Annotated in this window: 1 protein-coding gene; it reads right to left on the bottom strand. The window is 43.8% G+C overall.

Annotated features, from left to right (window positions below; all coding sequences use genetic code 11):
- Positions 1–1,072, bottom strand: a 1,072-nt coding sequence (locus FTU54_RS15130) for a TolC family protein (protein ID WP_218949516.1), incomplete at both ends; no start/stop codon positions are given.

Genomic DNA, 1,072 nt, shown 5'->3' with positions numbered 1-1,072 from the left:
TGAACGTCGGTAATGGACAGTTTCCCTGCCTGAAACCCTTGTAAAGTACGGCTCTGAACTTTGGTCGCCAAAGTAACTTGTGCTGTTGTGGCATCGAACTGGCTACGTAAACCTTTGAGCTGATGCATGCTGTTGGCAATATTGAGTATTTGTTGCTTCAGCTCACGCTGCTGCTGTTGGTTCAGCAATATTTGCTGTTGCTGGACCATCGGGATCGCATATTGCTGGCGGTTGAAAATATTCAGTGGAATAGCCACGCCGATTGCCAAAGTCGTATCGTTGCTTTCATTAGGGGTTTTGCTACGTTTCATGCCTACATTTAAAGTCGGATTGGGACGTGCCTGAATTCTTAAATTTTCAATTTGATGATCCGATTGCTGAATGTTCAAGGCATAGAATTTTTCTAGCCACCCTTCAGCAATATACCGTTGCACAGTTTGGAGACTTTGCTCTGGCCAAGGGATAGCGGTTTTATTCAATTGAAGATGTGAAGATGTTTCTCCCCCCCACAAATTAGACAGCTGACGACCGGCAGCTTGTTTATTCAGCATCGCTTGCTGATAAAGTCGTTGGATTTCTAGCGCTTCAATTTGGGTACGCTCAAAATCAACCAGGGCAATACTGCCTGCCTGATAGCGTTTCTGGGCACTGTCCAGATTGGCTTTACTTGTTTTTAACTGTACTGAATAAGCAGACTGCTCAACCTCAGCAAGTGCAAATTGCGACCATGCAAATTTAACAATCAGTTGGCTTTGTGCCTTCCATAATTGCTGTTGCAATTGGATTTGTTGATTCGAGGTATTGGCAATCACCCGGTTCAGCTTACGCTGACCAAATAGATCTAGAGGTTGACTAACGCCAACATTGAATTCCTGTTCTTGACCTGAGCCAAAGCCAGACTGTTCTAAACTTATACTTGGATTCTGCCATAACCGACTTTGCTGAATATTCAATTCAGATATTTGCTGAACTTGTTGCCACAGCTTGTCTTGAGTCTGGTAACTTTGTACTTTTGCTAAAGCGGATTCAAAGCTGGTAACGTTTTCAGCATAGCTATATTGCATAGCCGCTG

Origin of the sequence: Acinetobacter sp. YH12116 (genome assembly GCF_013418895.1) — a bacterium.
Taxonomy (GTDB): domain Bacteria; phylum Pseudomonadota; class Gammaproteobacteria; order Pseudomonadales; family Moraxellaceae; genus Acinetobacter; species Acinetobacter indicus.
This window is presented reverse-complemented; position numbering and strand designations above follow the sequence as displayed.